We start from the raw sequence: 23,246 nt of genomic DNA, 5'->3' as shown, positions 1-23,246 counted from the left end.
TTAAAGATTTTTTATTATATCATTTTTTTCAAGGTAAAACTTTTAAAAAAGCTTTAAAGTACTGGATTTCCGCTTTTGCAGGAAGGCATTGTTGTGTGGATCAATTTCACCTCTGTCATCCCGTGGCTTGACCACAGGGTCCATAAAAACAATAAAAAATACTAATAATTTTAGTATTTTTAACTGGATCCCGGGGTCAAGCCACGGGATGACAGAGGTGAAATTGATCCACGCAACAATGCCTCGCGGGAATGACAGTAGCACCTCAAATTGTTTGATTAAATCAGTCATAATTTAATCCTTTAAATAATATCTCAACTACTAAGCTATAATTATAGTATAATAATTATTGTAAGTTGAGTATTGAAGTGTTATAATATCTTATGTGGGTTCGTCCTTTCCCACCAATGAGCTGAAGAGGTCGTTTACTGGGTAGCGGGATACGATTTTGTATGTTGTGATTGCGTAGTTAACGCCTTAGATTTATTCCTTAATTTCTGCTATTTTGCATCTCGATTATATACCCGCTACCGGCTTCATCTTTAACCTTTAAATCAAATATGCTTTTTTTCCTTTATTGAGCATAATAGGTACTTGGGCATAAACTCTATTTCTTTAATTCTAAAACCCTCCTGAAGTTCAAGAACTGCATTGATACATTCCTTTAATCTCTCTAAATCACGAAAGATTTTTTTAAACAAACTATCATTCGTTGGGTCTAAATATCTTTGCATATTAATTACTACTTTTAGTATTGCTTATATTATTTTCTATATTTAGTAATTATGGCTTTTGATATCTTACTTATGTACTTTCCGAATAAACCGTAATTTTTTGGTGTGTAATTGCTACTCATATATCAATTCTATTAAACCTAAGGTTACAGGAGATAAACCTTATATTTATATAGTGTATTATAGCTTTTCCTACTTATGATTTAGCAGATTTTTATAATTTATGTTGTAATCAAAAGCTGAAATAGCTAGGTTATTTTGAATAAATAGAATTTAACTATTGTAAGAAGTAAAAAATGAAAGAACAAAAATTATTTATAAATGATATGAATTATATAAATCAACACTTGGAAATACAGAAGGAGTACAAGGTTGGTGTTGGGGTTTGTGTCACAAATACGATAGTAGTTTACCTTATGTTTCTTGGAGTACTAATGAAGATATAAATGATATAAGAATGATAGTTTCGTAAGGCGTAAATAATATATTTAATGAAGTAATAGATGGTTTTCGCAACATAAGTGATATAAAATTGGCTACCTTAGAGGAAGTAACACAATTAAAAGATTTAGTAGCAAATGATAAAGTAAAATTAGGATGTACCATGTGTACTAATGGTAGCACAGACTGTAGTAATAAAGAAGAAACGTTGAAATTTTTAAACCTTTATATTTCCGACCCAACCCTTGAGCTTTATTTAAGTCCTCACTCAATTCTGGTAATAGGTGCAATTTTTATACACAAAAACTGAAAAATTTTGGTATAAACAATTAATTCTATTAAAAAAAATTTTTACAAAAAGTTCTCCAATCCCTTATTTTACGAGGAATAGCCCCTAGTTTGTATAGTGTACATATTTTTAGAAAAAAAATGGCTAAAATTGGTGAAATTTGTAGAAAATAACGTATAAGTAACAGAAAATATTAGAGAAAAGTCTAGCATAAACTAACATATGAATAGCATAGAACATATTAGTAGGTTTGTATTAAGAGCTAAAATCCTTGTTAAATCAAGGCAATAAGGCGATAATGTGTATTTGCGAACCTAAATTTGAAAGGCGGAAATCTTGATTACTCCTTGGCTTTTCCATTCGATCAACTACAAGAATTGGCTAACTGTCCAGACTGGCGGAGAGAGAGGGATTCGAACCCTCGATACGGTATGACCCGTATAACGGTTTAGCAAACCGCCGCCTTCGGCCACTCGGCCATCTCTCCGGTTATGGCTTTACTTTATATCATCTAATAAGCAAAATTTCTAGAATTATTTTATAATTTTTCTAACTAAATATATTTTCCGGCTTTACGGAATTGCCCATAATCAAAGCTTCCTTATCACATCCGGATAGCCCTTTAAAGTCCATATACCAATAACTCGGTAAATCATCCCAACTACGGAAATATTCAATATATTTGTAAAACTGTTTAGCCTTGGCTTCGAGAGTTTTAATATCCGTGTTATCATCACAAATATCAAAAAGTTGTTGGGTTATGTAATAAATAGATTTAGTATCATTTTTATATTTATCTATTAAGTACTCTATAATTTCGATTCGCTTGTTTAAGCTAAGATTATAAGAGTCTGAAATTAACAATTTTACAAAATTCTCACTATCACTACAGATGCTAAATAATATGTTCTGAATGTTCTCAAATAATTTCTGATATTTAACTAAAAATCTATTCCAAGTTATTGCTTTAAGATTGACAAAACTCTTATAGTCTTTTGGTTGGTATTCGGGAATATATTTTTGTAACGGCAAAATTGAGGTTATCTAAATTTTGATGAAAATTGTTTAATTCTTCAAAATATGCAGCCATAAAAATGATTGTACACTGAGTAATAAGAAAATCTACAAAATAAAATTGATAAATAAATTTGATGATATTTGAATATCTGCTACTAACTTGCTGTCTAGTTTTCTAATATCATTTACTATATCACCTATATATTTTAACTCTTCATCCGTGTGATCTACATATTTAATATTTAAATCTTCAAAGGTAATAACTTTACCTTCGGCTATTTTATCTATTATTGTATAGTTTTTAATTATAGGTTCTTCATAATTAGCAATAATATAAATTTTCGGATTATATATATCTTTGAAGTTATTTCGCAGCATATTTTTTACTGCTTTTACCGTATTTTGATTTAGATAATCAAGCTCTAATATATGAGAATATTGGTAAGTAATAAACTTGCATGATCTATTTTATTAAAAGGAGCAACATACCATGGATATTCACCTTCTTTAATGTCTTTTTGGATAAGAGCAATTATAACATTCTTCTTTTAAAAAAGTATCATTAGTATCTGTTAAGGCTAAATTTTAAAATCCTCTATTACCTTGTCTAAATAGCTCTGCCAATCACTAGTGAATAATTCTAGCAATTGCTTAAAAAAACTAAAACTAATTTGCATATAATATGTAATAGTTGAGATTATATCTTACATTTAGTAAAATAAATTAATTATTAAATGGAGATGAAAAATGAACTTAAATCAAAAAATAATAAAGCCAAAAATAGGGTTACTAGAACTAGCTAAGAGTCTTGGTAGCATATCATCAGCATGTAAAGCGATGGGCTATAGTAGAGATAGTTATTACAGATTTAAAGCACTGTATGAAACTGGTGGCGAAGAGGCATTATATGAAATTAGTCGAAGAAAGCCAATAATAGCGAATAGAGTTGATCCAGCGATAGAGAAAGCAGTAATGGATATGGCAATAGAATATCCAGCATATGGTCAGCTAAGAGTATCAAATGAGCTTAAGAAGAGCGGTATACTTGTATCGCCTGGAGGAGTGCGATCAATTTGGTTACGTAATGATTTAAACAATATCAGTAAAAGGCTTAAAGCATTAGAAGCAAAGATGGCTCAGGATGGTATTGTTCTTACTGAATCTCAATTACAAGTGCTAGAGGAGCGTCGTAATGAAAGAGAAGCTCATGGAGAAACTGAGACGCAGCATCCAGGTTATCTAGGATGTCAGGATACGTATTATGTAGGTAATTTCAAAGGTATAGGTAAGGTTTATTCTCAGGTATTTATTGATAGCTATACTAGGGTAGCTGATGCTAAACTATATACTGATAAAACAGCTTTAACTGCTGCTGATATGCTTAATGACCGCGTGTTACCATGGTACGAGACCCAAGGGATACCAATACTTCGTATTCTTACAGATCGTGGGTCAGAATATAAGGGGAATATAGAGCATCATGCTTTTGAGTTGTTTCTAAGTATCGAAGGTATAGAGCATACTACAACTAAGGCATATTCTCCCCAAACAAATGGTATGTGTGAGCGTTTTAATAAAACCATGAAACAAGAATTCTTTGATACAGCTATGCGGAAAAAGATTTATACAGATCTTGATGATTTACAATTAGATCTTGATATTTGGTTAGAGCATTTCAATAATGAGCGACCACATTCAGGAAAATATTGTTATGGAAAAACTCCTATGCAAACTTTTAAGGATAGTAGAAAATTAGCTGTTGAAAAGAATAATGAAATCTTGTATCTTGAATACGTCTCTGACAGTCAAAATGTAACTGACAATCAGGTGCAAAATTTATAGTGTCTGTAAGATCAAATCTTGACTTCTACATAATTTAAAAACTTTATGAATCAGAAGTTATTAGAGACAGTTATTGACTAATGTTATCTAAACAATGCTGTAGTTCTTCTAAATTACTTATATTACTTAACTTATATGGATAATTAATTTTCCGGAGCATATTTGTTAGTACGCTTCCTGCCCCTATTTCTACTATATGAGCGATTTCTAATTTGTGAAATAGTTCTAAAGTTTCACGCCATCTAACTCGCCCGCATATCTGAAGCATTAAATTTTGTTTGATTTCTGTAGGATCTAGAGTAGGTTTTGCGGTATAATTTTGGATTATCGGTATCAGAGGTTTATTAATTACAGCTTTATCAAGAGCTACTCGCATTTTTTCTTCTGCCGGCTTCATTAAGCTACAATGAAATGGAGCACTGACTTTCAGCTTTATCGCTTTATAACCTAAATCTTTAATTATACTAATAGCATGATCTATAGCTGTGGTCTTGCCGCTAATAACTATTTGTCCTTCGATGTTATCGTTGGCAATTTGGCATAAATTTATTTTGTTGATCTCTTCTAATATTTCTTCAAGTTTTTGAAGCGGAATATTGATACAAGCCGCCATGCTTCCCTCACCTTCAGGACATGCTTCCTGCATAGATGTACTACGTATATGAAGTAGTTTTGCTGCTGTCTCAAGGTTAATACTTTCGGTGCTACATAAAGCACTATATTCACCTAGCGAATGACCGGCAGCATAATCGCAAAGACTATCCAAACTTTTACCGGTTTCAGCTTTGATAATATTTATTATTGCCATAGATACTGCCATTAATGCCGGTTGTGCGTTAGTGGTTAAGGTAAGTTCTTCAGAAGGTCCATTAAAAATTATATCAGTGAGTTTTCGGTTTAGTACTTCATCAACGATTTGAAAAGTTTCTTTGGCGGGTTTAAAATTATCATAAAAATCTTTTCCCATGCCGATCAATTGCAACCCTTGACCGGGGAAGATAAAAGCTGTTTTCATATTTTGTATTATCGATTGAGTTTATTAAAAGATTTTATTAAAATTTTCTAAAATAGTCAAATTATTTTAAGCATTTTAACACTGTTTTTCAATTTTTACGCTATATATAATTTTTACAAAAGTATTAATTTTTCTTAGCTCTATAACTTGATTACTTCCAACTAGTACTATAAATTAAACTAAGAAAATATAAACAAGGAAATTAGTTATGAAGTTAAAAGAATATTTTAAAAAGTTAGAAAGTACAGCTTTTGGTCCGTGGCTTGCTGCATTTAAAAAATTATTTAGTAAAGAGGCATTAGAAGAGGAAATACTGAATATAAAACTAAAGGAATCTGAAAAGCAAGAGGTTAATAAAAAAGATTTAGTTATTTTATCTAATAATGTTATTGAAATTGGACAAAAAGATACAATAGCGCATGAAGTTTCAAGAGTTAACCAATATAAAGAAAATATAGGTTTGGTATTTACTCTAATTACCAATATTCAATTAGAAAAATTTGCAGAATTTATCTCTAATTTACCGAAAAAACATAGTGAATTTAAGGATTACTTTCGTAGTGAAGAACAAAAAGATGGGTTTTTTAAAGAAGATGCTTATAAAAAAGTTGTTAATAAAGGTAAATTAGTTGAAAAATTCCAAAACTCATATAAATATAATTATGAAAAAATAGAACAAAATGTTCATGAATTACAAGCTTATTTAGATTCATATGAATATAATTGTGGTATTCTAAATCTGATTTATTAAGGCATGATTATTATCATAATGCATAAATTATTATGCTATCTATTTTAGAAGTAGCGGTTTCAATAAAAATCTTATTAATTTTCTTATGACAATATCTATAAATGATTTAAATTTAAGATATAGGAGTTAAATTGAAATAAAAAATATTTAAGTTGAAATTCAAATAAATGTTACTACTATTATGTAGTATCTAACTAAATTCTGTGAAATTAATGATGTTTGATCAGTTAAATATCTTATATCCTCTGTTAATAAGTATTGTTATTTTTCTTGTTGTAGTTGTTATTTCTAAAATAACAAAGTATAAACAAGCCTTAAAAAGAAAAAAATTTAAGTATTATTCCTTATGACCTTTTTCATAAGCATAATGCAGGGATAGTAATTGTTTAACCTTTCTATTTTAATTCTTGCTTTATTTTCAAAGAAACTTTCTAAAATTTTTACATAAGACGCTATTTAAATATATGTGCGTCTTAATAGTCTATTATATTTAATATAGCAGCTACTAATTGAGAGATTTATCGCAAGTTTGTTTGGCTATTTCATACCAGCAATTTTCAGGAGTGGTAGATTTATTACTAAAACCGCATATAATCAGCCTGTCTTTAGCTCTTGTCATTGCAACATAGAGTAGTCTTATATATTCTTGCAAATCTTTTAATTTTTCAGCTTCTTTCAGCTCTTGCAAAAACTCAGGAGTATCGGCAGCATTAGCAGAGAAAAACATTTCTCCTTTATCATCCCAAATAAATTTATTGCTGCTTATCGGTAAAGTAGTAGAATCGCATAATATAACAATAGGAGTTTCAAGCCCTTTAGAGCCGTGGACGGTCATTACTCTTATTTTGTCTGAATGCTCTATATCACGTTTAATATAGATATCGTTATTCTCAAACCAAGCAACGAATCCTTGCAGTGAATTATCTATATCATTTGCATAGTTTTTGCTTAATGTTAATAGCTCATTTATCATATCATCACTATCATCATCGTAAAGCTCTCGTAAATTTAGATTATGTACCACTAAATCAAAGAAGTTCTCAACAATCGATATTTTATAAATTTCAATTAGAGAATCTAGCTTATTATATATCTCCTCATGTGAAGAGAGTATATCCCATAAGCTATTCTCACTTTTATTTACAAGAAGTTCGTATAATTGCTGCTCGCTTATTCCAATAATCGGTGATTTTAGTAAACCGGCAAGATTTAAATCATCATCAGGTAGTAACACAAATTTAGCTAATGAAATTAAATCCATTATAGTTAGATTTTCCTTAAGGTTCATTCTATCGCTTACCTCAACTTTAAGCTTAGCTTTGCTAAGTTCTTTGATCAGATTATTACTAAATTCATCTCTCTTTCTGACTAATATCATGAAATCTTTTTCAGATATTCTGTTTGCAGTAGACGGTAAAATTTCTTCGCTTTCTATTTGTTCTTTTATAAAATTTACGATTTTTTCTATGAGTAAATCGGCAGCAGATTTAGAATTTTCATAATCTTTAGGTAGTGCCCAAAAAAGCTCTTCTTGTTTTTCACTCGTCACTAATGGCCAAACCGTTACAGAGCCTTGATGTGTACGAAATGAGGATATTAAAGGATTATTCGAAAGGAATAAACTCGGGTAATTGGATTTTATATTTTTTAAAACATTATAAGTAAATTGTAAAATCTCTGTACATGATCTATAAGAATATTCAAGGGTGATATTTTTGAATTTCTTATTAGCATTTGTAAGATTTGCTTTTAGTCGTTCATTTACTAAGTTGAAATTACGAAGATCAGCCCCTTGAAAACTGAAGATCGATTGTTTATCATCGCCGACTATGAAAACACTATTATTTGGCCTCTCTACAGCATTAAACTCTGTTATTAAAGTAGTAATAATATTCCACTGCGAGGGGCTTGTGTCTTGTGCTTCATCGACAAGAATATGATTTATCTCGCTTTCAAGCTTATGCAGCAACCACTTATGAGTAGTTTTATTATTTAGTAATTTCTCGGTGTAGTAAATTAAATCGTCGTAATCGAGTAAATTATTTTCTTCCTTATATGAATCGTATTTTTTTAAAATAATATGCGCAAGTTTAGTAAGTAAGTTCGTATGATATTCTAGCTCTTCTATGCGACGCAGCTCATCTAATCGGTAAATTTCAGAGGTAATTTTTTCTAGCTCTAGTAATAATTTAGGATATTTCCTTATTAATTCTTTCGATAAAAGGCTTTTTCGTTTTTTCCCATCTTTGGTAAAAAAAATTTCTTTCGGTGCTATCTCCACATCATACTCGGCAAATAAGTTTTTTACCTTATCGTAAATATTATTTAATTCCCCTAACGCTAATCTTTTATTAGATATTTCTTTGGGAATTTGCTTATTTATAAATAACTTTCTGAATTTAATTTGCTGCTCGATTATCTCGGTAAAAATATCTTGCAGAGTTATTTCATGAAATCGGTTAAGTAAAATTTTCATTAAGTCATTATGTTCATCGCTTAAGTAAATTTCGTTTCTGATATTTAGGAAGATATCTTGTAATTTAGTTTCTTCAAGGATTGTAAATTCTGGTGTTATGCCGGCTTCTAAGGGAAAAGTGTTAAGAATTTTTTGACAAAAAGCATGTATTGTATAGATATTTAAAAGCTTATTGCTATTTAGTATTTTATCATATAAAGTTTTTGCGTTTTCTGTGTCTTGCGGCGATGGCTTATTGCCGCTCATTAAGAAAAGTGCTTCTTCTAGTTTCTCGGCGTTGCAAAGAGAAAGATATTTAAGTCTGCTATTAATCCTTACTTGCATCTCTATAGCTGCAGCATTAGTAAAAGTAAGGCATAAAATATTGGAAGGCTCTACACCCGTTATTAACAGACGTAAAAATCGATCGGTTAGGATTTTGGTTTTACCGGTACCGGCAGATGCCGATACCCAAACGGAGTAATTAGGATCGGATGCTTCTCTTTGTAAGTCACTCATTTATGTATCGATTTTCTACTGTTACCCCGTGGCTTGACCACGGAGTCCAGTCTTTTTAATTATTTTTCTGGATCCCGCTACAAGCGCGCGGGATGACATTCACAGCCATATAACGACGCCGATAAATTACATATATTACGATTAAAGAAATAGCAAGTCCAAACCAAGTTAGGGCGTATTCTAAATGATCATTTCTGATTGCTGCTAAATGATTTATTGCAAGAGGTAATAAAATATCTAGATTGCTAATATCTTTTCCTTCCGCAATAATATAAAAATTCTCAAGATCTAAGCCTAACACTTTGGATGTTTCTTTTAAATTTAGCGTTAGCCACACATTATTTTTTATATCGTTAGCAGGTAAGTAGATACGAGTTTTTTCTGATGGCATGGTAACACCGATAATCTCGTGCTGCCGGTCGTTTGTAGCTTGCGTGATAATATTTTTATTGCGATTACTGAACCAACCTCGTGCTACTAAAATAACTTTATCTTCTATGGTTTTAAAAGGAGTAACTAAATAATATCCGTCTTTTGCACTCGACATTGACCTTCTACCGTATAAATATATGTCTTTATTAGGCAAAAATTGACCGGTAATTTTTACTTTGTGATAAGGTAAACCGTCTTGAATTTCTGCTAAATTAATTGCAGGTGAGGTTAGGTTAGCTTGCATTGAAGCTAAAAATAATTTCTTTTCTTTTAAACGACTAAGCTGCCAAAAGCCTAAAGAGATAAGTATTGTAAAGGTTATAAATACAAGAAAATTTGTTTTCATAGATAAGGGGATTGTTGATAATCGTTATTGCGAGCGACTAAAAGGAGCGTGGCAATCTCATGAAATAATATAAAATTCCTGAGATTGCCACGTCGAGGCTTTGCCTCTCCTCGCAATGACGTTTTACTAAGCAGTTTTTAAAATCCTACTGAGAAACTCTTTATGTTTTTGCAGCTCTTCTTTTGTAGGTTTAATAACAATAGTAGTTTGCTCTGTTTTGTTATTTACTTGATTAGTTGCTAAATTATTTATTACGGCAGATTTATCAACCATTTTAAAAGCGGATTGTCTACCGCCCATTAACTCTACATATACTTCTGCAAGTAATGCGGCATCTTTCAAAGCTCCGTGAAGCTGCCTACCTGAATTATCAACTTTAAATCTTTTACATAATGCATCAAGATTATATTTTGAGCCTGGAAATATGCTTCTAGCCATTACTAAAGTATCAATAGTATTTGCTAGTTCCAAGAGTTTAATGTCGGTTCTTTTTAATAATGATAATTCGTGATTTAGAAATTTAATATCGAAAGGAGCATTATGAATAATCAGTTTGCTATCTGAAATAAACTCTAAAAAATCATCGGCTATTGTATGAAATAGAGGCTTGTCTTTTAAAAATTCGCCGGATATGCCATGAATTCTATAAGCCTCAAACGGCATATCTCGCTCAGGATTAATATAAAAATGAAAATTCCTGCCTGTTAATACCTTATTTACCATCTCAATAGCACCGATCTCAACGATTCGATGACCTTGTCGTGGGTCAAGTCCCGTAGTCTCGGTATCTAAAATTATTTCTCTTAAACTCGACATTCCAAATCCTTTATTAGCTTCGCTATTTGTTTTTCCAAGTCTAACATATCAACGCCGCTATTTATAGCAAAATCTGCTTTTGCTATTTTGCTCTCTTGTGATAGTTGAATTTCTTTGATTTTATTATAAATTTCTATATCAAACGAAGATCTCGTTATTGCTCTTTGCATTCTTATTTCTTCAGAGCAGTATATTGTTACGACAAAATCAAAATATTTCTCAAATTTAGCTTCATAAAGCAGCGGTATTTCGGCAAAGCCAAATTTGGAATTAGCATTTTCTTTTTTAAATAAAATGAGTTTATCTATTAGTAAGGGGTAAATAAAATTTTGTAGTTTTTCTCTAGCTAGGTCGTTATTGTAAATTAAATTACTGATTTTTCTAATATTGAAAGACTCAAGTTCAGGTAGTAATTTTAAAATCTGAGTTTGCAAAACTACATCTTGATATAATTCTTTTATGCATCTATCGGCACAAAAAGTTTTATATCCTTTTTCTGCTAAATAATCCAACATAAAAGTTTTACCCGATGCATAGCTACCGGTAATACCTATTGCTAACATTTTGTTATAAAAATTTTATGTTCATTAGCGAGTTTTATAGTTAATTCCTCTTCGACTATAATTACGTTATTTTTTTGAATCGCTACCCCTTTGTAATTATATTTAGCAAGATTCTTTATAGTATTAGGACCGATCGTCGGTATATCTAGTCTATTATCTTGACCTAATTTCGCTATTTTTACTAATACTCCTCCATGAGGATTTTTACGTAAATCTGCACATCTCGTTATTAAATTATCCGTTCCTTCGACAGCCTCTATACCAAGTATATAGCCACTTTCAACTATAACCGATTGTGCGATATCGAATGCACTTAGATGATTCAATAATTTTATTCCAAGCTCAATATCATTTTTATCTGAACTTATAGGGTTAGTATCGGTTATAATATTGGAGTTACCTTGTTGATTTTTATATATTTCATTACTTGAAATTACCTTGAAACCGTAACTTTCAAAAAAATCCGCTACTATTTTTAGCAAACTATCATCTCCTCGAATTTTTTGCCCAACTATTTTGAAAAGCAATAAACCGCCTATTTTATCTACGGCTAAATTTTTAAAATTTGGTCTATTAACTCCACCGATAAAAATAATATTTTTTACCTTATGCTCCTTAAAATATTTTATAGCTTCCCCGACCATACCGATTTTTAAAATCTTATATTCAAAATCTTTAATTTGCTCTATATCAGCTTCGTCTTTAATTGCTGCGATATAGCAATTACCGCCTTGCTTTGTATAATTACCTGCTATTAAGTAAGGTAATGAACCTCTGCCGGCGATAATTCCAAGATTTGGTAGCATAATTAAGTTTTTAATTTAGAATTCTAACCATTTATTATAAGTCCATTTTTAATATAAATCTAGAATTCTTATTTGACCTTTACATTTTAATCAAATTAAGGCATAATATTTGGTGCTAATATAGCTATAGTAATAAACGTAATTTAGAATAGAGGTTGCGGACTCGGGGGCAGTACCCGACGCCTCCACCAAAACTTTCTAAATAATTTGCTCCTAAAGGTAATTTGTACGTCGATCCGGTATTCGAATCCTCACGTTACTTGCGTGTACCCTGCGGTGCTGCGTTCCGTGTCGCCTTCAAATTTCTCTTTATTCGCTACGTCATTTAGAAAAGTTTAAATATGTAATAACTCTTAAAGAGTAGACAATACGAAGTTCATCGAGTATTTTTGGGGGGCGAAATAGGATCGACGTGCCTAAAAAAAGATTGCTTTTACTCGGGATGATTCCGCCGATGGCTTGTGCCATATGGGTCAAAACAAAGAAACGCAAACGATAATAATCGTTCTGTAGGTCGTTTAGCTTTAGCAGCTTAATCCTACGCGGCTGGAGGGTGTGCCGGGCAACAGAAAAACCCTCACTTATACTTGTTTAATTTGAAAAATTGGCATTGCCTAAAAACGGTTGATCTTGTCATTGCAGGCGAACGTAGAGAATGTGGCAATCTCATAAAGTAGGACTTCTGAGATTGTTTCGTCAAAACTTACAGTTTTTCCTTGCAATGACTTAAACTGTTCAAATTAAACTTCGTCGACCTATTTTTATTTATTTTTCTCGTATGAATATTGAATATAAAAAATTTGTGCATGAATATATGCTAGAATTTGTGAAAAAAATTCTAACAAAAATTCAGCATGAAAATTTATATTGGGATCAGTTAATATACATATCGTACAGAACCGATAACCCTGCGGTAATTTTACCTTCAAAAGTTAAACAGGCATATCCGAAACAGATAACAATAGTACTGCAATATCAGTTTGAAAATTTAATAGTAAATGATACGGGCTTTTCTTTAACGGTAAGTTTTGACGGTGTTAAAGAAATAATTTACGTACCTTTTGATGCACTTATTAGCTTTGTTGATTCCAATAATAATTACAATCTCACTTTTAATCAGTCGTTAAATATACATGAAAATCCTCAACATGAAGAGGCAATAAGTAATAATAAAAGTTATCAGACTTCATCATCTTCAAGTCCAAATGTTATAATGTTAGATAAATTTCGTAATTCTTCTAAACCTAGTTAATGCATATTATGGATTCAAAAGTAGTGATATATACTGATGGTGCATGTGCGGGTAATCCAGGTCCCGGAGGGTGGGGAGCTTTGCTTCAATTTAATGATACTAGCAAAGAAGTATTTGGGTATGAGTTAGATACGACTAATAATCGTATGGAAATTACGGCAGCACTTGAAGCCTTGAGGATTTTAAAAAAATCTTGTAATGTTGAGATTTATACCGATAGTAAATATTTGCAACAAGGAATTACCGCTTGGATTCATAATTGGATAAAAAATAATTGGTGTAAAAGCAACAATGAACCCGTTAAAAATGCCGATTTATGGCAAAAATTATACGCAGAATTGAGTAAACATACTATTATTTGGAAATGGGTAAAAGGTCATGCAAATAATAGCGGTAATATTGCTGCCGATAAACTTGCAGTGCAAGGAAGAGAAACTGCTATAGAAATTTTAAAATGTCGTGGATAGATAAGTATTTTATTACTTTTTTTCACAAAAAAGTAGGAGAAGATGAGTTTTTGAATCAATATTATGAAAGCCGTAATATTGATTATTTAGGGCGTCCAAGGAGGTTTGTTATTTATAAAAATGTAAATGAACCTACAAAAATTCTGCCAAGTTGGCACGCTTGGTTACATCATTTAGTAAATGAGATACCAAAAAATATTCAGCTTTTTCCATGGCAAAAGAATAATAAAATAGTTAAAAAGCTGCCTAAAACATCAAATCTTAAATATAATAGATGGCAACCGTAATTAATTAATAAAATATAAAAAACAATGCAACAGAACATTATTGAAACAATTATAGGCTTTGTAGTATTAATTATTGCTTTGCTATTTTTGATTTTTGCCTACAAAACAGGTAGTTCTATAACTAGCTCAAAAGGATATCAGGTAACTGCTCATTTCCAAAGTGCGGAAGGGATAGCAGTTGGAAGCGACGTAATGATTTCAGGTATAAAAATCGGTAGTGTAAAGCAAATTACTTTAGATCCAAATAGTTTTGATGCAAGTGTATATCTAAATATTAATGATGATGTTAAAATACCTAAAGATTCTAAAGCCCAAGTAGTCACCAGCGGGTTACTTGGAGGTAAATATATTTCAATTGTACCGGGTAATGACGATGAAAATTTAGCGGCTAATGAAGAGATAAAATATACTCAATCAGCAATTAATATTGAATCATTAATTAATAAAATTGTTTCTTCATTCGGTAGTAAGTAGAAGTAATACGAAATAAAAAATCATTAAATTTAGCCGAATCTAGTTTAGATTCGGTTTTTTTATTGTTTAAGCTATTGTAAAGTTCTTATAAGAGGAGCATCGTATAAGTTTTGTAGGCAAAATAATTTGCTTAACAAAATGTAAACTAATAAAGGAGTAAATTATGAAAGAATCAAATTCAAACTCTGCTAAAGCAGATGTCGAAGGTATCAAAAAAGATATTGAAAGCTTAGTGTCAAGATTACCTAATTTAAAAGGTAATCCGGAGATATTCTAGATGAGCAGTTAGGTAATTTATCATCCCGTTATGGAACATTATAAAGATAAAGGAATGGATAAAGGTAAAGCTAATGTAGCGGATTTATGTGAGTCGACACGTGACCACCCTTTGCGGAATCTCGCTTACGCTTTTGGTGTAGGTGTATTGCTCGCTATTCTTATGAAATAGGTAATTCCATGTTAAAATCTCTAATATATGAATTATTAAAAAGTAGCATTAAGCAAGAAGAGAAATCTTATGGCAAACCATTTGTCTATTTTTTTAATATTCTAGGTTTAGTTTTAATAATTATTGCTAATTATTGTTATTGTTCGGATAGTCTGGAATTTTATTTTCTTATGCAAAGCGGAATAATTTCTATTATATCTTCTATGGTTATTGAAGCTGTTAGATGTTATTTAAAATACAAAAATAGATATCGTACTTTAGATTGTTTAAGATCAAAAAGTAGAGAGTTAGTAGAGAGCATCAGTACGTCGTTTACTGACTTAGTCTCAACTAAGACCTTAATAAGATATTTACCTACGATAATTCGCTATGTTCCAAGTACCGTACTGACATTTTTAGTATGTACTTATATTAAAAGAAAATTCTTAAAAAATGTTACATATCCACTTTTAGGTAAGTAGTAATTTATCTCTCGGTTTAGGTAACTCTAAACCGAGCTTTAAATAACTCTGTCTTACTTAAAAATATAGTTTCAATATTAAGCTCTTGATACCACATTTGGTAAGATTCGCTTATACGACTTCGTTAAGCTCACTCTTAAATTTGTTATTTGAGTGTCTGATTTTGTTTTTGGGAAATCTACATTATCTTAGCCAAGTTTATGAAAGTGTTTAAGCTTTCTTCGTCGTCTTTGGTCATTATATAATGCACTTTGACATATATAAGCATTTGATGTGTTTTGTCCGATATTTTATTTTTCTCTAAAAACGCATATGATTTATGAGTATTGTTATGTTCATCTTGTATACTAAACACTTTATTTACTGTAACTGATTTATCGGATTTTGATATAAAATCATCAATAAAATAGTTTAAAGAATCTCTAAATAATTCGCTTAATTGCTTATCATTTTCAAGTTCTTCATATGATAACGATCTTGCGGTTTTCAACTTAAAATAAGATTTAATCATTTCAAGAGCAGAATATCTATCGCAGTTATTATTAAGAATTTTATATAACATTTTTTTATCAAAATATGCAGGTATTATTTTTAAATCCTTATTAATAATTTGCTGTTTGTAATAAGATAATTGACGCATAAACACGATAAAAGTAGCTGTAAGACCTGCAACTAAGATAGAGTATAAATTTAGTGATTGAAAAAGCATATTTTGAATATATTTAATTATAACTACCAATAATAGTATAGTATTTTTGCTTTTCAATCTAAAAATGAACCATTATTACTGTATATTATTTATTTTTTCTTTCAATTAGTTTATTTATAACATATCTATCCATGCTAATAAAATAAAGTAAATTTAAAGTGCTAATTGTTAGCTTGTTTCTTGCTTTTAACGTTACTATTTGCTGGGGAATACAGTTAAATCTATATAATTACAACTATAAAAAACATCGCAATATATTATAGCTTTTTTCTATCAATTCACGGAATATATTAAGTTGCACTTCCTTTGCTTGTTTATCGTGTAAAGTGAAATTTTCTATTGACTTTTATATAAAACAGTATAAATTTCTTTACAATTTAATTTTTTGTAAAGAATTTATGCTAGGCTATGAAAAAGAACAGAGAAGTTTAACAAGCGACCAAAAAGCAGCCACAGGAATTTTATCTACAGCTACTTTTCTTGAGTATTTTGATTTAATGTTGTACGTCCATTTAGCAGTATCAATGAATTGTTCTTTCCTAAATATGATGCGAGTGCAGCTGCTCTTCTCTCTGCCTTTACCTTTTGTTCTACCTTTATATTTAGACCACTAGGAGCATATGTTTTTGGTTGAATAGGTGATAGATATAAATTAGGGCGAAAATCTACTGTTATTATCTACCTTAATGGCTTTATCCTGTATAATTATGGCAAATGCTCCTACTTATGAACAAGTAGGTTATTTTGCTGCTGTATTAATAACAATTTGCCGTGCAATTCAAGGTATAGCTTCTGTAGGTGAAATAGTAGTAGCAGAACTTTATTGAACTGAAATTACAAAACCACCTATACAATATCCCGTAGTTTCTTTTATTGCCGTAGCATCAGTAATTGGGACAACTGTAGCTTTAGCTATAGTATCTTTAGTTACTACTCAAGGATTTAATTGGCGTCTTGCCGTTTGGATAGGTGCAATTATTGCAGTTGTGAGAGGTTACGCTAAAGCTCATCTTAGAGAAACGCCTGATTTTGTAGATGCAAGTGCTAGACTTTTACGAAAATATGAAAAAGCAAATATCGACAAAAAAGAATTAAAAAACGATGAGATTTTTTACCAAAAACCTAATAAGAAGACAACTATATATTTTTTCATAATGGTTGTGCTTGGCCCATATTTTCTACTATACTTATATTACTTGTGGTGAAGTTTTAAAGAATGCATTTGGATATAGTGCAGCTCAGGTTATTCATCATAATTTTATTATTTCAATGTTCCACCTAGCTAGTATGTCTTTAATATGTTTTCTAAGTTATAAAATATATCCTTTAAAAATTCTTAGAGTAAAATTAGCTTTACTCTTATATTTATTCTATTTGCACCATACCTTTTAAAAAGTACAACTACACCTTTCCAGCTTCTTTTAATTCAAATAGGTTTGATAATATGTTCATTTGATACTGTTCCTGCTGTTTCAATCTTTTTTAGGCTCCGGTTTTTAAACGCTTTACAGTAGTATGATATATGCTGTTTCTAGAGCCTTAATGTGTATAATCACTTCGTTTGGAATTATAGATTTAACAAAATATTTGGGTCAATATGGTTTGTTTGTTGTGATGGTTCCATTACTTATAATTTGTATGTTTGGTCTAAATCATTTTCAAAAGTTGGAAAAAGAAGCAGGTTATTCATAGTGAATAATGATATTTATCTTTGTATAAAAACCTATAGCAAATTTCATTAAACTTTTCTTCAAGTTCATAACACTCTAAATGTATAGCAACAACTAGAAACTTCTTAAATGTTTCCACAATGATCTGCTTCACTTTTTCAGGTGATTTAGCTCCTAATGTTTGTACATTATGAATACGATCAAATAATTTTATAAGTGCGGTATCCTATCTTTTTTGCTTAATTAATAGGTTTAAGCTTTCCTCGACACTGATTTGTCCGTGAGGTTTAATTCTAGTTAAACCTTCTACATGTTTTGCTATTTCTTTACCAAAAATTTCGATGATCAGCTTTTCAGTAAGTTCTGTATCCTCAATAGTATAGTGGAAGTAGAGCAGCATTTATCATATTAGAAGTAAAAAGCTTAGGCGCTTCGTCTGCTACAAACTTTGCAAGCATAATCGCTACTTCGATCGGGTGCGAATAATACGGATCACCTGACTGACGCATTTGTGAACCATGATATTTACGAGCGTAGTAGATACCTGTTTTAACTTCCTCTATATCAACAGGATTTTTTACTTTAGTGTTTAAATATTCGAGTTTATCAACTAGCTTTTTAGCGTAAACACAAATTTCAAACTTTTCTTTCCAAGAGTTTATATCTTCCATAAAAGTTATTTTATTTATATTAATAATAGTTGATTACAATCAAAGCAAAAGTGTAAAAATTGTAATAACAAATAATTTTTTAACTCTAAATAGATTAATAGTTTTTGGTTACATTGTATTTAAACAATTTCATTTTGTGTTATTATTTATTTTTGCTTCTTGTTCTTGCTGTAATTTATACCCTGCTGCTTTTTCTTCTATATATTTAAAACAGAAATAACAAAAAGTTAAAAAACTAGTGAGAATAATAGCAAATGTTATTAATATTAACTTAAGCTCTTTCCTTGCATTGTGAGCTTTTAAACGCTTTTCCTCCTCTTCATCTATTATTCACTCAAAGGTTAAAGTTTCTTCTTCTTTATTTTCCATATTTTAACTCTTATAAATTAAATTATATTATGAATGACAGAGTTTAATTATCATTTTTAAGAAAAGTAATCTATAAAGTAATTAAAATAAGTCAATGACTATAATTATTTAGAGTTGAAAAGATTATCATTACGCGGGAATGACATCGGAAGGCTAAATTACAGCATAAAACAACTGCTTTTAGGTGATATCTGCTTTTAATCTTAATTTTTATATTCCAGGATAAACTATAGTATGCTAAAATATTGCTTTTAAAAATAAGTGATTATCAGTGTCAAAATTTTCTTTTAATATTTATCATCAGCATAAAAAAGCTAGAAGCGGTATTATCGTAACCGCACACGGTGAGATGCGTACACCCGCTTTTATGCCAGTTGGAACTAGAGGAACGGTTAAGGCAATGCTACCTGAATCGGTAGCAGAAACGGGGGCGGATATATTGCTTGGCAATACTTACCACTTAATGCTTCAGCCGACTGCCGAACGTATAGTACAGCTTGGTGGCTTACATAAATTCATGAATTGGGATAAGCCGATATTAACCGATTCTGGCGGTTTTCAGGTAATGTCGCTATCGAAGTTATGCAAGATAACCGAAGAGGGAGTAAGTTTCAGCTCTCATATTAACGGCGATAAATATATGTTAACTCCTGAGCGTTCTACCGAAATACAATATCTGCTCGGTAGCACAATCACTATGGCTTTTGATGAATGTACGCCTTACCCTGCAACCTTTGAAGAAGCTAAAACTTCTATGCAGCTTACGACTAGATGGGCGAATAGATCACGTAATGCTTTTGTTAAGCGGGAAGGCTATGCACAATTCGGTATTATTCAAGGTAGCGTTTACGAAGAATTACGTGAGCAATCGTCTAAGGATCTAGTAGAACTTGATTTTGAGGGTTATGCTGTAGGTGGACTTGCAGTAGGTGAGGGGCAGGAGCTTATGTTTAAAGTACTTGATTATGCTCCTGATTTTCTGCCGCAAAATAAGCCGCGTTATTTAATGGGAGTCGGTAAGCCTGCTGATATTATAGGTGCGGTTAGCAGGGGTATAGATATGTTTGACTGCGTAATCCCGACACGCTCAGGTCGCAACGGTCAGGCTTTTACGAAATACGGTACGGTAAATATCCGCAATAGCAAATATGCCGATGATAACAAGCCGCTAGAACATGATTGCCTATGTCCTGCTTGTAGAAACTATAGTAAAGCTTATCTACATCATTTAGTTAGAATCGGTGAAATACTTGGCTCTATGCTAATGACATGGCATAATTTAACATATTTCCAAAATCTCATGAGCCGTATTAGAGCATATATTAAACTAGGTAAAGATTTTGATTTTGATTCTTAAAGTGACTAGTTATAAAACATGCCTTATTACATGTAAAGGTACTTAAGTAGGTTATGTTATGAAAAAAGTTTGTGCAGATCACACTTCAGTGATTGTAACTAGACAAAAACAAAAACCGGTGGTTATTATGTCGCTTGAAGATCATAATGCTATGGAGGAAACTATACTTGTTAAAAAGTCCTAAAAATGCTGAAAGACTAAAACGAGCAATTAGCGATTTTGAAGAAAATAAAAATTTTAGGAATTGGATTTGATTGTAAATTAAAATAAAAGTATGAACTACTAATGCAAAATATTGATTTAATATCTGAAGAGGAAGCACAAAAATTACTAGAAGAACTCGCTGATAAAATTGCAGCGTATAACCATGCTTATTATATAGAAGATAATCCTTTAGTTTCTGATAGCGAGTATGATCAGCTATTTAATACCAATCTCAAGTTAGAACAAAAATTTCCTCATTTAATTTTAGAAAATAGTCCTAGCAAAAAAGTAGGGGCTAAAATAGCAAATAAATTTGCTAAAGTTATGCATCAAGTGCCCATGCTATCTCTCAGTAATGCTTTTGATGAGCAAGATGTGAGAGATTTTGTAGACCGTATAAAAATTTTCTTACGCCTTAATGAGTTTGCTCCTATCTTTTGTGAACCTAAAATAGACGGTTTGTCTTTTTCTGCTGTTTATAAACACGGGGTGCTTACAACGGGAGCTACAAGAGGTGACGGATATGTCGGTGAAGATATAACAGCAAATATTAAAACAATCAAAAATTTTCCTCATAAAATAGATAATGTTCCGGAGTTTTTAGAAGTACGAGGGGAAATTTATATTGAAAAACAAGATTTTTTAAATCTAAATAAAGAACAAGAAGAGCAGGGCAAGGATAAATTTGCCAATCCTCGTAATGCTGCTGCCGGATCACTGCGTCAGCTTGATTCTTCTATTACGGCTAAAAGACCGCTCAAATATTTTGTATATTCAGGAGGGGTAACTGAACAGAATCTCGCTTCTTCACAAGATCAATTACTTACAAAATTAAAAGAATGCGGCTTTAACATTAATGAAATATCTAAACTTGCGAGTTCTGAAGAAGAAATTTTCGCCTTTTACGAATATCTCAAAACAAATAGAGAAAATTTACCTTATGAAATTGATGGAGTAGTATATAAGCTAAATGATTTTGCACTGCAAAATAGAATGGGCTTTATTGCACGAAGTCCACGCTTTGCTACCGCTCATAAATTTCCTGCAATAATAGGACAAACAAAGTTACTTTCTATTACTGTACAGGTCGGTAGAACTGGTACGTTAACGCCGGTAGCCGAACTTGAACCCATAGAAATAGGCGGGGTAACTGTTAGCAGAGCAACATTACATAATTTCCAAGAAATTGCACGAAAAGATTTGCGGATTAAGGATTATGTATTCCTGCAACGTGCTGGTGACGTTATTCCTAAAATCATGGGAGTTGATTTTGATAAACGTCCTAATGATACAGAAACGTTTGATACTCCTTTATTTTGTCTGTCATGCAATTCTAAATTGCATTATACGCCTGAAGATATTATTATACGCTGTGATAATGGCCTTAACTGCCCTGCTCAGAATTATGAGCGTATCCATCATTTCGTATCGAAAAATGCTATGGATATTGAGGGGCTTGGGCGTAAGCAAGTTGAGTTTTTAATAGATAAGGGATTGATTAGTAATCCTTTAGATATTTTCTTTTTAAAAGAAAAAAATGACTCTAGCTTAGCAAAACTTGAAAATATGGATGGATGGGGTAAAAAATCAGTAGAAAATCTTTTTAAAAATATAGAAAAATCAAAAAACGTTAGTTTGCCAAGATTTATATATGCATTAGGCATAAGGCATATCGGTGAACAAAATGCTAAATTACTTGCTAGAGCATTTGGCAGCTATAATAATTTTATAGCTCAAATGGAATTGCTTAGAACAAATGAGCCTGATATTTATCAAAAACTAAACAATTTAGAAGGAATCGGTGATAAGATTTTAGTAGATATTATTGATTTTTTTGATGTTAAAGAAAATATTGAGCTTATCAAAAAACTTGGTGAAATATTAAATATTGAAGATTATAAAGAGACTAGAGAACAGAGTAGTTTAACGGACAAGATAGTCGTATTTACCGGTAGTTTACCGACGATATCTAGAGCAGAAGCTAAAGCAACGGCTGAGAAGCTTGGGGCTAAAGTTGCAGTTGGCGTATCATCGAACACGGATTTAGTTGTAGCCGGCGTTGATGCAGGCAGTAAACTTAAAAAAGCTAAAGAGCTTAATATTAAAATTATTGATGAAGAAGAATGGCTTACGCTTATAAAAAATGTTTAAAGCAAGGCATTGCTAACTAAATGATAGTAAATAAAAAACTCGATGTCATTTCCGCGAAAGCGGGAATGACATTAGAAAGCTAAACTACACTATAAAACAACTTTTTCTAGGCAATGCTAAACTTTTTGACAAAGATAGAACAGTTATTACAAAACATATTAATAAAATTCTAAAAGAAAGAAAACTATATAGTATGTGCAAATTTTGTACATACTGCCGCTGATGGTAGAACATACCAAGGTGTAGAATACTATAATTTAGATATGATAATATCAGTAGGATATAGGGTAAATTCTAAGAGAGGGATCGCTTTCAGAAATGGGCTACTAACTTACTTAAAGAATGTCTAATTAAAGGCTATAGTATTAATCTACACTGCTTTTACGAAAGATTGCACAGTAAATTATACTATGATATAATATATAATTACTGTAGCTAAATTAGACGAGATGCCTAAATCTACTAATACGAGAAGCCATTAAAAATTATTTACGTGAACTAAAAGAAGATAGAGAAGATGCAGAAACTGCTTTAGCAAGAAGCAATAATAAAAGTGATAAATTACTTACTTCAGCAGAAGCAACGGAATTCTTAAAAAAGAAATATGGTTTATAAAGTATATGCTCTATGTCATTCCCGCGAAAGCGGGAATGACATAGAGCCATACGTGCGAGTTGGTCATAGAAGTGAAATTTATGAT

At 31.2% G+C, this 23,246-nt stretch carries 26 protein-coding genes, 1 tRNA gene, 1 other RNA gene and 1 pseudogene; 15 read left to right on the top strand and 14 right to left on the bottom strand.

Translation table 11 applies throughout. From position 1 onward, the window contains the following. Positions 1-42: 42 nt before the first annotated feature. Positions 43-291, bottom strand: a complete 249-nt coding sequence (locus RPR_RS01560; protein WP_085065608.1) for a palindromic element RPE4 domain-containing protein — start codon at positions 289-291, stop codon at positions 43-45. A 975-nt stretch (positions 292-1,266) separates the two neighbouring features. Between RPR_RS01560 and RPR_RS01550 the strand changes: the two genes are divergently transcribed. After that, on the top strand, positions 1,267-1,485 hold the full coding sequence (locus RPR_RS01550; protein ID WP_085065607.1) for a hypothetical protein: 219 nt from the start codon (positions 1,267-1,269) through the stop codon (positions 1,483-1,485). A gap of 374 nt (positions 1,486-1,859) precedes the next feature. Here RPR_RS01550 and RPR_RS01545 read toward each other — a convergent pair. The 3 genes from RPR_RS01545 to RPR_RS01530 form a co-directional block, all read right to left on the bottom strand. Beyond that, positions 1,860-1,951: transfer RNA gene (locus RPR_RS01545), tRNA-Ser, on the bottom strand. A gap of 62 nt (positions 1,952-2,013) precedes the next feature. After that, on the bottom strand, positions 2,014-2,328 hold the full coding sequence (locus RPR_RS01540) for a hypothetical protein (protein WP_085065606.1): 315 nt from the start codon (positions 2,326-2,328) through the stop codon (positions 2,014-2,016). Positions 2,329-2,586: 258 nt separating this feature from the next. Next, positions 2,587-2,859, bottom strand: coding sequence for a hypothetical protein (locus RPR_RS01530; RefSeq protein WP_228368871.1), 273 nt, complete (start codon positions 2,857-2,859; stop codon positions 2,587-2,589). 369 nt (positions 2,860-3,228) lie between these two features. Between RPR_RS01530 and RPR_RS01520 the strand changes: the two genes are divergently transcribed. Beyond that, positions 3,229-4,323 carry an IS481-like element ISRpe1 family transposase gene (locus RPR_RS01520; protein WP_012736482.1) on the top strand — a complete coding sequence of 365 codons (1,095 nt, stop codon included), beginning with the start codon at positions 3,229-3,231 and terminating at the stop codon, positions 4,321-4,323. 70 nt (positions 4,324-4,393) lie between these two features. Here RPR_RS01520 and fabD read toward each other — a convergent pair whose 3' ends face one another. Then, on the bottom strand, positions 4,394-5,338 hold the full coding sequence (fabD, locus tag RPR_RS01515; RefSeq protein WP_012736481.1) for an ACP S-malonyltransferase: 945 nt from the start codon (positions 5,336-5,338) through the stop codon (positions 4,394-4,396). Positions 5,339-5,546: 208 nt separating this feature from the next. On the opposite strand from fabD, the gene RPR_RS01510 reads away from it, so the two are divergent. Beyond that, positions 5,547-6,089, top strand: coding sequence for a hypothetical protein (locus RPR_RS01510; RefSeq protein ID WP_012736480.1), 543 nt, complete (start codon positions 5,547-5,549; stop codon positions 6,087-6,089). Between the two features lie 505 nt (positions 6,090-6,594). On the opposite strand, the gene RPR_RS01505 is transcribed toward RPR_RS01510, so the two are convergent. From RPR_RS01505 to RPR_RS01485, 5 genes are all read right to left on the bottom strand, one after another. Next, entirely contained in the window at positions 6,595-9,063 is a 2,469-nt protein-coding gene (locus tag RPR_RS01505) for a UvrD-helicase domain-containing protein (protein ID WP_012736479.1), read from the bottom strand. Between the two features lie 55 nt (positions 9,064-9,118). Continuing rightward, the gene (locus RPR_RS01500) at positions 9,119-9,841 is read right to left on the bottom strand and encodes an SURF1 family protein (RefSeq protein ID WP_012736478.1); all 723 of its coding nucleotides are present in this window, start codon (positions 9,839-9,841) and stop codon (positions 9,119-9,121) included. Between the two features lie 126 nt (positions 9,842-9,967). Continuing rightward, the gene (gene dnaQ, locus RPR_RS01495) at positions 9,968-10,657 is read right to left on the bottom strand and encodes a DNA polymerase III subunit epsilon (protein ID WP_004997573.1); all 690 of its coding nucleotides are present in this window, start codon (positions 10,655-10,657) and stop codon (positions 9,968-9,970) included. After that, on the bottom strand, positions 10,645-11,220 hold the full coding sequence (gene coaE, locus RPR_RS01490) for a dephospho-CoA kinase (RefSeq protein WP_012736477.1): 576 nt from the start codon (positions 11,218-11,220) through the stop codon (positions 10,645-10,647). The genes dnaQ and coaE overlap by 13 nt, the downstream gene beginning before the upstream one ends. Beyond that, the gene (locus tag RPR_RS01485) at positions 11,214-12,026 is read right to left on the bottom strand and encodes an LpxI family protein (protein WP_012736476.1); all 813 of its coding nucleotides are present in this window, start codon (positions 12,024-12,026) and stop codon (positions 11,214-11,216) included. Before RPR_RS01485 ends, coaE begins: the two co-directional genes overlap by 7 nt. A gap of 74 nt (positions 12,027-12,100) precedes the next feature. Here RPR_RS01485 and ssrA point away from each other — a divergent pair. The 7 genes and pseudogenes from ssrA to RPR_RS01455 all read left to right on the top strand — a co-directional run bounded on the left by ssrA (position 12,101) and on the right by RPR_RS01455 (position 15,415). Next, positions 12,101-12,608, top strand: a transfer-messenger RNA (tmRNA) gene (gene ssrA / locus RPR_RS01480). A gap of 196 nt (positions 12,609-12,804) precedes the next feature. Then, a complete protein-coding gene (locus RPR_RS01475; protein WP_012736475.1) occupies positions 12,805-13,278 on the top strand; it encodes an SspB family protein in 474 nt (157 codons plus the stop codon). Then, positions 13,278-13,745, top strand: coding sequence for a ribonuclease HI (gene rnhA / locus RPR_RS01470; RefSeq protein ID WP_012736474.1), 468 nt, complete (start codon positions 13,278-13,280; stop codon positions 13,743-13,745). Before RPR_RS01475 ends, rnhA begins: the two co-directional genes overlap by 1 nt. Beyond that, positions 13,733-14,032, top strand: a complete 300-nt coding sequence (locus RPR_RS01465) for an NADH-ubiquinone oxidoreductase subunit NDUFA12 family protein (protein WP_012736473.1) — start codon at positions 13,733-13,735, stop codon at positions 14,030-14,032. Before rnhA ends, RPR_RS01465 begins: the two co-directional genes overlap by 13 nt. 24 nt (positions 14,033-14,056) lie before the next feature. Next, complete coding sequence (mlaD, locus tag RPR_RS01460; RefSeq protein WP_004997581.1) at positions 14,057-14,506, top strand: outer membrane lipid asymmetry maintenance protein MlaD; 450 nt, start codon at positions 14,057-14,059, stop codon at positions 14,504-14,506. Positions 14,507-14,669: 163 nt separating this feature from the next. After that, positions 14,670-14,954 (top strand): annotated as a pseudogene (locus tag RPR_RS09680) (hypothetical protein). An 8-nt stretch (positions 14,955-14,962) separates the two neighbouring features. Next, entirely contained in the window at positions 14,963-15,415 is a 453-nt protein-coding gene (locus tag RPR_RS01455) for a hypothetical protein (protein WP_012736472.1), read from the top strand. Positions 15,416-15,593: 178 nt separating this feature from the next. On the opposite strand, the gene RPR_RS01450 is transcribed toward RPR_RS01455, so the two are convergent. Further along, a complete protein-coding gene (locus RPR_RS01450; RefSeq protein ID WP_085065792.1) occupies positions 15,594-16,154 on the bottom strand; it encodes a hypothetical protein in 561 nt (186 codons plus the stop codon). A 656-nt stretch (positions 16,155-16,810) separates the two neighbouring features. Here RPR_RS01450 and RPR_RS08875 point away from each other — a divergent pair. Continuing rightward, complete coding sequence (locus RPR_RS08875) at positions 16,811-16,951, top strand: hypothetical protein (RefSeq protein ID WP_228368869.1); 141 nt, start codon at positions 16,811-16,813, stop codon at positions 16,949-16,951. A gap of 1,214 nt (positions 16,952-18,165) precedes the next feature. Here the strand turns inward: RPR_RS08875 and RPR_RS01420 are convergent. Together RPR_RS01420 and RPR_RS08870 are read right to left on the bottom strand one after the other, a co-directional pair. Then, on the bottom strand, positions 18,166-18,465 hold the full coding sequence (locus tag RPR_RS01420; RefSeq protein WP_085065604.1) for a bifunctional (p)ppGpp synthetase/guanosine-3',5'-bis(diphosphate) 3'-pyrophosphohydrolase: 300 nt from the start codon (positions 18,463-18,465) through the stop codon (positions 18,166-18,168). Positions 18,466-18,594: 129 nt separating this feature from the next. Continuing rightward, positions 18,595-18,795 (bottom strand): hypothetical protein, encoded by a 201-nt coding sequence (locus RPR_RS08870; protein WP_228368907.1) that lies wholly within the window; start codon positions 18,793-18,795, stop codon positions 18,595-18,597. 310 nt (positions 18,796-19,105) lie between these two features. Here RPR_RS08870 and tgt point away from each other — a divergent pair, with 310 nt between their 5' ends. From tgt to rhuM, 4 genes are all read left to right on the top strand, one after another. Further along, a complete protein-coding gene (gene tgt, locus RPR_RS01410; RefSeq protein ID WP_012736470.1) occupies positions 19,106-20,191 on the top strand; it encodes a tRNA guanosine(34) transglycosylase Tgt in 1,086 nt (361 codons plus the stop codon). 58 nt (positions 20,192-20,249) lie between these two features. Beyond that, entirely contained in the window at positions 20,250-20,375 is a 126-nt protein-coding gene (locus tag RPR_RS08865) for a type II toxin-antitoxin system Phd/YefM family antitoxin (RefSeq protein ID WP_014364972.1), read from the top strand. A gap of 101 nt (positions 20,376-20,476) precedes the next feature. Continuing rightward, positions 20,477-22,546, top strand: a complete 2,070-nt coding sequence (gene ligA, locus RPR_RS01395; protein WP_012736469.1) for an NAD-dependent DNA ligase LigA — start codon at positions 20,477-20,479, stop codon at positions 22,544-22,546. A gap of 188 nt (positions 22,547-22,734) precedes the next feature. Then, positions 22,735-22,896, top strand: coding sequence for a RhuM family protein (gene rhuM, locus RPR_RS08860; protein ID WP_228368906.1), 162 nt, complete (start codon positions 22,735-22,737; stop codon positions 22,894-22,896). Between the two features lie 135 nt (positions 22,897-23,031). On the opposite strand, the gene RPR_RS08475 is transcribed toward rhuM, so the two are convergent. After that, positions 23,032-23,211, bottom strand: coding sequence for a hypothetical protein (locus tag RPR_RS08475; protein ID WP_155813506.1), 180 nt, complete (start codon positions 23,209-23,211; stop codon positions 23,032-23,034). Positions 23,212-23,246 lie beyond the last annotated feature (35 nt).

It is taken from the genome of Rickettsia peacockii str. Rustic, from assembly GCF_000021525.1.
Taxonomy (GTDB): domain Bacteria; phylum Pseudomonadota; class Alphaproteobacteria; order Rickettsiales; family Rickettsiaceae; genus Rickettsia; species Rickettsia rickettsii.
Note: the sequence above shows the minus strand (reverse complement) of the source record. Positions and strands in the feature narration are given on the sequence as shown.

Excerpts from the sequence above, each read along its gene's own strand:
- rnhA (WP_012736474.1), top strand. The coding sequence starts at position 13,278 with ATGCATATTATGGATTCAAAAGTAGTGATATATACTGATGGTGCATGT.
- RPR_RS08865 (WP_014364972.1), top strand. The coding sequence starts at position 20,250 with ATGAAAAAAGTTTGTGCAGATCACACTTCAGTGATTGTAACTAGACAA.
- RPR_RS01500 (WP_012736478.1), bottom strand. The coding sequence starts at position 9,841 with ATGAAAACAAATTTTCTTGTATTTATAACCTTTACAATACTTATCTCT.
- RPR_RS01465 (WP_012736473.1), top strand. The coding sequence starts at position 13,733 with ATGTCGTGGATAGATAAGTATTTTATTACTTTTTTTCACAAAAAAGTA.
- RPR_RS01510 (WP_012736480.1), top strand. The coding sequence starts at position 5,547 with ATGAAGTTAAAAGAATATTTTAAAAAGTTAGAAAGTACAGCTTTTGGT.
- RPR_RS01505 (WP_012736479.1), bottom strand. The coding sequence starts at position 9,063 with ATGAGTGACTTACAAAGAGAAGCATCCGATCCTAATTACTCCGTTTGG.
- fabD (WP_012736481.1), bottom strand. The coding sequence starts at position 5,338 with ATGAAAACAGCTTTTATCTTCCCCGGTCAAGGGTTGCAATTGATCGGC.
- RPR_RS01530 (WP_228368871.1), bottom strand. The coding sequence starts at position 2,859 with ATGCTGCGAAATAACTTCAAAGATATATATAATCCGAAAATTTATATT.
- coaE (WP_012736477.1), bottom strand. The coding sequence starts at position 11,220 with ATGTTAGCAATAGGTATTACCGGTAGCTATGCATCGGGTAAAACTTTT.
- RPR_RS08475 (WP_155813506.1), bottom strand. The coding sequence starts at position 23,211 with ATGGCTCTATGTCATTCCCGCTTTCGCGGGAATGACATAGAGCATATA.
- mlaD (WP_004997581.1), top strand. The coding sequence starts at position 14,057 with ATGCAACAGAACATTATTGAAACAATTATAGGCTTTGTAGTATTAATT.
- RPR_RS01520 (WP_012736482.1), top strand. The coding sequence starts at position 3,229 with ATGAACTTAAATCAAAAAATAATAAAGCCAAAAATAGGGTTACTAGAA.
- RPR_RS01455 (WP_012736472.1), top strand. The coding sequence starts at position 14,963 with ATGTTAAAATCTCTAATATATGAATTATTAAAAAGTAGCATTAAGCAA.
- RPR_RS01475 (WP_012736475.1), top strand. The coding sequence starts at position 12,805 with ATGAATATTGAATATAAAAAATTTGTGCATGAATATATGCTAGAATTT.
- RPR_RS01420 (WP_085065604.1), bottom strand. The coding sequence starts at position 18,465 with ATGGAAGATATAAACTCTTGGAAAGAAAAGTTTGAAATTTGTGTTTAC.
- RPR_RS01485 (WP_012736476.1), bottom strand. The coding sequence starts at position 12,026 with ATGCTACCAAATCTTGGAATTATCGCCGGCAGAGGTTCATTACCTTAC.
- dnaQ (WP_004997573.1), bottom strand. The coding sequence starts at position 10,657 with ATGTCGAGTTTAAGAGAAATAATTTTAGATACCGAGACTACGGGACTT.
- RPR_RS01560 (WP_085065608.1), bottom strand. The coding sequence starts at position 291 with ATGACTGATTTAATCAAACAATTTGAGGTGCTACTGTCATTCCCGCGA.
- RPR_RS08875 (WP_228368869.1), top strand. The coding sequence starts at position 16,811 with ATGGCTTTATCCTGTATAATTATGGCAAATGCTCCTACTTATGAACAA.
- ligA (WP_012736469.1), top strand. The coding sequence starts at position 20,477 with ATGCAAAATATTGATTTAATATCTGAAGAGGAAGCACAAAAATTACTA.